The sequence below is a fragment of the Nocardiopsis oceani genome (genome assembly GCF_054777395.1).
On sequence record NZ_BAAHAR010000043.1, the window covers coordinates 68,181 to 75,422 of the forward strand.

Below are 7,242 nucleotides of genomic sequence, written 5' to 3' on the forward strand. Positions count from 1 at the left end.
TGCGGTCGAGAGAACGGAGCGGGGTGGCGAAGGTGACTCGGGAACCCGGGGCGAACGAGCGCGGAGGACGGGACGGCGAAGAAGCCGCGCCTCCGGCCGAGGACCCCACGACGAAGGCGCTCCTGGAAGCGCTGGCGCGCTCTGGGATGCCTTCCGGGGGCCGGGCCTGGGTCCACGCCGCCCTGTGGGGTGAGGAGGCGCTGGAGGCGCTCCTGCGCGGCGAGCACATCCCTGAGATCACCCCCGCGGGGTCGTCGGGGCCGCCCCCGGGGCGGGTACGCCGCGCCTACCTGACCGGCATCCGTGTCCAGGGTTTCCGGGGCATCGGCCGACCCGCCGACCTGACCTTCCCGGCCGGGCCGGGGCTCACCGTGATCGTCGGCCGCAACGGTTCCGGCAAGTCCAGTTTCGCCGAGGCCGCCGAGGCCGCGCTGACCGGACGCAACCCCCGGTGGGACGCCATGCCCACCGGCTGGCGCGACGGCTGGCGCAACCTGCACTACGACGAGCGCACCGAGGCGACCGTCGACATCCATATCGCCGGCGACAGCGGGCCCACACGGATCAGCCGCCGCTGGACCGGGGAGAGCGTGCGTTCGGCGCGCGGCGAGGTGGTCCACCCCAGCGGTGAGGTTTCCGCGCTGCGCACCCTCGACTGGGGCGAGAACCTGGTCCGCTACCGCCCCTTCCTCTCCTATGACGAGCTGGGCCGCACCGTCACCGGGCGCGCCGCCGAGCTCTACGACACCCTGACCGCGCTCCTCGGGCTCACCGGGCTCGCCGAGGCCGAACGCCGTCTGGCCAAGGTCTGCGACGGCCTCGTGCGGCGCCGCGACCGGCCCTCGCGGGAACTCCGGATCCTCCTGGAGACCCTCAACACCTCCGACGACCCCCGGGCGGCCGAGGCCGTACGGATCCTCTCCGCGCCGTCCATGGATCTGGAGGCCCTGCGCAGGGTCGCCGCCGACGACGGCCCCAGCGACCCCGCCCTGCACGTGGTCCTGCGCCGACTGCGCCGGCTTTCCGTCCCCGAGCGCGGGCTGATCGGCGATGTGGTCAACGAGCTGCGCGGAGCCGCCATGGAGCTCGCGATGGCGGCGGGGACCAAGGGCGACCACGCCCACGGCGTCGTCAGGCTCCTGGAGCAGGCCCTGGAACACCACAAGCGCCACCCCACCGAGACGACCTGCCCCACCTGCGCTACCACCGGGGCACTCGGTGCCGACTGGGTGCGCCGGGCCAACGCCCAGCTACGCGCGCTCCGGCCCCAAGCGGCCACGGCGTCGGCCGCCTACGAACGCGCCGACGCGGCTCGGGACCAGGCCCGATTCCTCCTCTCCCCGGCACCGGGATGGTTGCCGCCGGAGAGCGAACTGGGCCAGGTGTGGGCGCTCTGGGAATCCGGCTCGGACATCGAGGACCTCGGAGAGCTCGCCGAACACATCGAGACCGTAGGCCGCAAGCTCCGAGCGGCCGCGGTCAGCGCGAGGCGGGACGCAGCCGAGCGGCTGGAGGACCCCACCGACGGCTGGGCGGACCTGGCCGACCGGCTCTCCGGCTGGCTGGACGACGCCCAGGACGCCGTCGCCGCCAGTGAGTCCCTGAGCTCTGCCGAGGCCGCCCTGAACTGGCTGGCCGACTACGCCCGCGGGGTGCGGGCCGAACGGCTGGGTCCCGTGGCCAACCAGGCCGAGCAGGTGTGGTTCCGGCTGCGCCAGGAGCGCCACATCGACCTCCAGGGCATGCGGCTCATCGGCCGGGGTGCCCGAAGAAGGGTTGAGGTGGACGTGTCCGTCGACGGGGTGGACGACCAGACGAGCGCGCCCGGACTGCTCAGCCAGGGTGAGTTCCAAGCGCTGGCACTCTCCATCTGCCTGCCGCGCACCCTGGTGGACGGCAACCCCTTCGGCTTCCTGCTCCTCGACGACCCCGTGCAGGCGATGGACACCGAGACGGTCGAAGGGCTGGCCTCGGTTCTGGCGGAGGTGGGGCGGCACCGGCAGCTGATCGTGTTCACCCACGACACCCGCCTGTCCGACGCGCTGCGCAGACTGGGCCTGTCGGCGGACATCCGCACGATCAACCGCGACGCGATGTCCAACGTCTGGCTGGCCGAAGGCGCCTCCTAGTCCGTGTGCGCCGTCACATTCGGCCGCTTTCCAGGGCGGTTGTGGCTGGGTCCGAGCAACCAGAAAACCCGCTCTGAACAGGGATTTCGCTGGGTTGGCCCGATGTGGGCGCGTGTTCCGCGGAAGGCTCCGGGTATTCGATTTGGCAGACCACCCCCCAACCCCTGTATAGTCATGACCAGCGCAAGGGGGCAACGCCCCCGGGGCGGACGAAAGAAAGCCCCACAGCGCGCCCCTTTAGCTCAGTCGGCAGAGCGTCTCCATGGTAAGGAGAAGGTCTACGGTTCGATTCCGTAAAGGGGCTCCACCACTTGATGAGGTTCCGGTCCACTCAGGTGGGTGGCCGGTGGATCACCGGCCTGGGTCGGGAGTCTTCCGAAGTGGATTGGCTCCCGTCTGATCCGGGGCGGGGTAGCTCAGTCGGTAGAGCAAGCGGCTCATAATCGCTGTGTCGTCGGTTCAAGTCCGGCCCCCGCTACCAACCCGCTGGCCCCTGAGTGGAACTCAGGGGTCGTTGTGGGTGTCTAGCAGTGTTCAACTGCGCCCAGGTAATGTCTCCAGCGAGAAAGGCACTCCGAAGTGGCTGCCACAGACGTGAGGCCGAAGATCACCCTGGCCTGCCAGGAGTGCAATCACCGGAACTACATCACGCGCAAGAACCGTCGGAACACCCCCGACCGTCTCACGATCAAGAAGTTCTGCCCGAACTGCCGCAAGCACAACGGCCACCGCGAGACCCGCTAGGTACTCGCAGGTCCGTTGTCCCAGGCAGGGAGCGGTCAGCTTCTCGTAGACTCCAGCCCGGTGAGCTCCTCGCTCACCGGGCTGTTTTCGTGTTTGGACTCAGCGCACAGGAGAGGCAGAGCGTGGCCATCAACCCTGACTACCTCGGCCGGGAGTACCCCGCCCCCGAGGCCTACGAGGTGACCCGCGGCAAGATCCGCGAGTTCGCCGAGGCGATCAACGACCTCAACCCGGTCTACCTCGACCGGGCTTCGGCCCAAGCCGTCGGGTACCCCGACGTCATTGCCCCGCCGACCTTTCCCGTGATCCTCGGGATGGCAGGCTCCGGTCTCGCCCTCGCCGATCCGGACCTCGGGGTGGACTTCTCCCGTGTCGTGCACGGTGACCAGAGCTTCCACTACAGCCGACCGCTCCGCGCCGGTGACGTCCTGACCACCGTCACCAAGATCACGGACATCAAGGCGCTGGGCGGCAACGAGCTGATCACCCTGGAGACGGTGGCCGAGGCGGCCGACGGCGAGCACGTGGTGACGGCGGGCATGATGCTCGTCGTCCGGGGTTCCTAGGAGCGGGGAAGACGATGAGCAAGATCAGCCACGCCGACGTCGAAGTCGGCACGGAACTGCCCGAGCAGACCTTCCCGGTCCGCCGCCTGGACCTGGTCCGCTACGCGGGGGCTTCGGGGGACTTCAACCCCATCCACTGGAACGAGCGCTTCGCCAAGTCCGTCGGGCTGCCCGATGTGATCGCGCACGGCATGTTCACCATGGCCGAGGCCGGCCGGGTGCTCACCGACTGGACCGGGGACCCCGGGAGCGTGGTCGAGTACTCGGTGCGCTTCTCCGCGCCCGTGGTGGTGCCCGACGACGATGACGGTGCCGAGATCACCGTCGGCGGCAAGGTCAAGGCCAAGAACGACGACGGCACCGTCAAGGTGCTGCTGACCGCCCGCTCCGGCGGGGCCAAGGTCCTCGCCAAGGCCAGCGCCGTCGTCCGGCTAGCCTGAGACCGATTCGTCTGAGACCGATTCGCCTGAGGCCAACCCTGATCCCCACCCACTCCACCGTTCTCCTTCCCGCAAGTCGAGGTATGCCCGTGTCCACGATGCTCGCCGACCACACCACGCTCGGCCTGGGCGGTCCCGCCAAGGCCTTCCGGACCGCCAGCTCCACCGAGGAGCTCGTCGCGCTCGTGAACGAGGCGGACCGCTCGGGTGAGCGCGTCCTCGTGCTCGGGGGCGGCAGCAACCTAGTGGTCGCCGACGACGGTTTCCCCGGCACGGTCGTGCTCATCGCCTCCCAGGGCGTCACCGTCACGGAGGCGGGCGTCGACCCGGAGACCGGTGAAGAAGTCGTCCTGCTGAGGGTGGACGCGGGTGTGGAGTGGGACCCGCTGGTCGAGCGGATGGTCGAGGAGGGTTTCAACGGTGTGGAGTTCCTGTCCGGCATCCCCGGCCGGGTGGGGTCCACTCCCATCCAGAACGTGGGCGCCTACGGGCAGGACGTCAGCCAGACCATCCGCGAGGTGCTGGTCCTGGACCGGAGCACCGGTGAGCTGGCCACGATGTCCAACGCCGACTGCGGCTTCACCTACCGCGACAGCGTATTCAAGGGCCATGACCGGTACACGGTGTGCGAGGTCGTTTTCGAGCTCCGCCGCGGCAAGCTGAGCCGCCCCGTGCAGTACGCAGAGGTCGCGCGGACCATGGGTGTGGAGGCGGGAGAGCGGGTGCCGCTCGCACAGGCCCGGGAGGTCGTGCTGGGACTGCGCAGGGGCAAGGGCATGGTGCTGGACCCCGCGGACCCGGACACCCGCAGCGCCGGTTCGTTCTTCACCAACCCGATCCTGGCTCCGGAGGAGTACGAGGCATTTCGTGAGCGGGCGGCGGAGCGGCTCGGCCCGGAGGTCCCGGTCCCGGGCCACCCGGACGAGGCGGGCAACGTGAAGCTCTCCGCGGCCTGGCTGATCGACCGTGCAGGGTTCACCAAGGGCTACGGCTCGGGGCCCGCCCGGATCTCCGGCAAGCACACCCTCGCCCTGACCAACCCGGGCGGGGCGAGCACGGCTGACCTGCTGGAGCTGGCCCGGGAGGTCCGTGCGGGGGTAGAGGCGGCCTTCGGGGTGCGCCTGGTCAACGAGCCGGTGATGCTCGGCGTGAGCCTCTGAGCCTCTGAGCCTCTGGGCCTCTGAGCCTCTGAGCCTCTGGGCCTCTGAGCCTCTGAGCCTCTGAGCCTCTGAGCCTCTGGGCCTCTGAGCCCTCGGGGCACGGGGACCGATCAGGGACAATGTGCCGAAGAATGAAGTTAGGTACTCCTAACACGTTTTTCAGGCATGGCTGATAAAGCAATTAGTCGGAACCATGAATTGCTAAATAAAATGGTTCTGGTAATGTTTTGATTGTCGAAGGGGAGTAGTCCCCAATGCGTACGGTCGACATGCTGGACACCTCCGTCCCGGCCGTATGAGCCCAGCTGGGCGGCGTGCAAGCGCCCAGTGGCAGGGCGGACGAGACCTTTGACCCGGTAGGAAACGACCGGGTTGAAGGGGCGTCCTATGCCTCCTTCTGCCCATCGCGGACAGCAGGAGTGATGCATGTCAGCATTTCTGATCGGCCTCGGTGTGAGCACCGTCGCGATCTTCATCGCCGAAATGGGTGATAAGACCCAGCTCGTAGCGATGTCACTGGCCACGCGGTACCGCGCGCTCACGGTCATCCTGGGGATCACCGTCGCTACCGCGGTGGTGCACTTGGGGAGCGTCTTCATCGCGGAGGTCCTCGGGGTGGCGATCCCCGTCGACTGGCTCACCCTGGCCGCTGGTTTTGCCTTCCTTCTCTTCGGGGCTTGGACCCTGCGCGGCGACGATATGACCGAGAAGGACGAGGAACGCGCCGCCTCCCGCCGGATCCGCTCCGGTTTCATGACGGTCTTCGTGGTCTTCCTGGTTGCTGAGCTCGGTGACAAGACCATGCTCGCCACCATCGCGGTGGGTACCCAGTACCACTGGCTTCCGGTGTGGATCGGTTCCACCGTCGGGATGGTCGCCGCCGACGCCATCGCCATCGCCTTGGGTGCGGTCCTGGGCAAGAAGCTCCCCGAGCGCACCATCCAGCTCGGCGCCGCTGCCCTGTTCTTCCTGGCCGGAGTAGCCATGCTCGGCCAAGGCACCTGGATGCTGCTCGCCTAGAGTCCGGTCCAGAGGACCAGAGAATCAGGCCCGGGGGATCGGGAGATCAGGGGCTCAGGGTGGTGGAGGATCAGGGGCTCAGGGTGGTGGAGTTTGCTTCGGTGGGGGTTGCCTGTTGGTTTGGGGGTTGCCTTGGTGGCTTGGGGTGTCCTCCTTTCCCGCCGCCCGATTGTGGCCGTCTCCGCTGCGCGCCTCAAGGTCGTCGCCATCGAGCGCTTCGCGCGTCAAAGGCGCTCCACCTTGACCCGCTTCGCTGCGACGGCGGGTTGGCGGCTATCAGGAAAGTTGTGTCCTGAACGTGAACCAGAGGAGGAAGTAGGAACTCTCTAGGCAAGCGGTGCTGCACGCAAAGATGAAGGATCTGGCCCTTCGGAGCCGTCCTGCGGGGGAGGGCTTCAAACCACCTCATGCCGCGTTAGCTGAAGACTGTCGTGGTGAGCGATGAGGAAAAGGCGCACTGGATGTGTCAGGTGGGGATCGGGAAGGCGAGCGCAAGCGAATCACTGATGACGTGTCGAAAGAGCAAGATGACATCGAAACCGAGGTCTCGTTTCTGCCTTGGGATGGAGCTCGGAGGAGACCCGTTTACTGTCCGAGTGGTGTCCGGCATGCAGGTGACGCGAGCCCGGTCTGCGGCTTTCGTGCGGAACAGGAGAAGGCACGTGCGGATACATCCCTGCTCTGAGCGGGTGGGGAGAGAGGGAGCCCTCCAAGCGGAAAGCCTCCGCGAGGGGTTGAGTACCGATGCCGGGCGTGCTGGCGGACCGGCTCGTAGTAGTGATGAAGCCCTGGTAATAGGGGTGGAGCGAAGGGGCCGGATCGCTCGTGACGAGTGCATGCGATCAACCAGGAATTTTCGGGGAGGAATCGTATGGGCGAGTTGACATCATCAGGAAAACCGTTCGATATTTCCAAGCATGCGGTCTGGGAGGCCTACCAGAAAGTCAAGGCTAACCACGGGACGCACGGGGTGGACGGGGTATCCATCGAGGAGTTCGAGAAGGATCTGAAGAATAATCTCTACAAGATCTGGAATCGGATGTCCTCGGGAACCTACTTTCCGCCTGCGGTGCGTGGGGTCGAGATTCCCAAGGACAGTGGGGGTGTGCGCCTGTTGGGTGTGCCCACGGTCGGGGATCGGATCGCTCAGACGGTAGCGGCACGGGTGTTGGAGGAGTCAGCT

The 7,242-nt window shown here is 67.4% G+C and carries 6 protein-coding genes, 2 tRNA genes and 1 pseudogene; all 9 read left to right on the forward strand.

What is annotated here, in order from left to right:
- Nucleotides 1-23 precede the first annotated feature (23 nt).
- Nucleotides 24-2,129 carry an ATP-binding protein gene (locus ACYVDG_RS24370; RefSeq protein ID WP_460758034.1) on the forward strand — a complete coding sequence of 702 codons (2,106 nt, stop codon included), beginning with the start codon at nucleotides 24-26 and terminating at the stop codon, nucleotides 2,127-2,129.
- Between the two features lie 231 nt (nucleotides 2,130-2,360).
- Nucleotides 2,361-2,436 (forward strand) — tRNA-Thr (locus tag ACYVDG_RS24375).
- Nucleotides 2,437-2,534: 98 nt separating this feature from the next.
- Nucleotides 2,535-2,610 (forward strand) — tRNA-Met (locus ACYVDG_RS24380).
- A 98-nt stretch (nucleotides 2,611-2,708) separates the two neighbouring features.
- Entirely contained in the window at nucleotides 2,709-2,873 is a 165-nt protein-coding gene (gene rpmG / locus ACYVDG_RS24385) for a 50S ribosomal protein L33 (RefSeq protein WP_460758037.1), read from the forward strand.
- Nucleotides 2,874-2,995: 122 nt separating this feature from the next.
- Nucleotides 2,996-3,439, forward strand: coding sequence for a MaoC family dehydratase N-terminal domain-containing protein (locus tag ACYVDG_RS24390; protein ID WP_460758040.1), 444 nt, complete (start codon nucleotides 2,996-2,998; stop codon nucleotides 3,437-3,439).
- A 14-nt stretch (nucleotides 3,440-3,453) separates the two neighbouring features.
- A complete protein-coding gene (locus ACYVDG_RS24395) occupies nucleotides 3,454-3,879 on the forward strand; it encodes a MaoC family dehydratase (protein WP_460758042.1) in 426 nt (141 codons plus the stop codon).
- An 83-nt stretch (nucleotides 3,880-3,962) separates the two neighbouring features.
- Nucleotides 3,963-5,039 carry a UDP-N-acetylmuramate dehydrogenase gene (locus ACYVDG_RS24400; RefSeq protein WP_460758046.1) on the forward strand — a complete coding sequence of 359 codons (1,077 nt, stop codon included), beginning with the start codon at nucleotides 3,963-3,965 and terminating at the stop codon, nucleotides 5,037-5,039.
- Between the two features lie 426 nt (nucleotides 5,040-5,465).
- On the forward strand, nucleotides 5,466-6,059 hold the full coding sequence (locus ACYVDG_RS24405; protein WP_460758050.1) for a TMEM165/GDT1 family protein: 594 nt from the start codon (nucleotides 5,466-5,468) through the stop codon (nucleotides 6,057-6,059).
- 871 nt (nucleotides 6,060-6,930) lie between these two features.
- A pseudogene (locus tag ACYVDG_RS24410) lies at nucleotides 6,931-7,242 on the forward strand (group II intron reverse transcriptase/maturase); the annotation flags it as partial.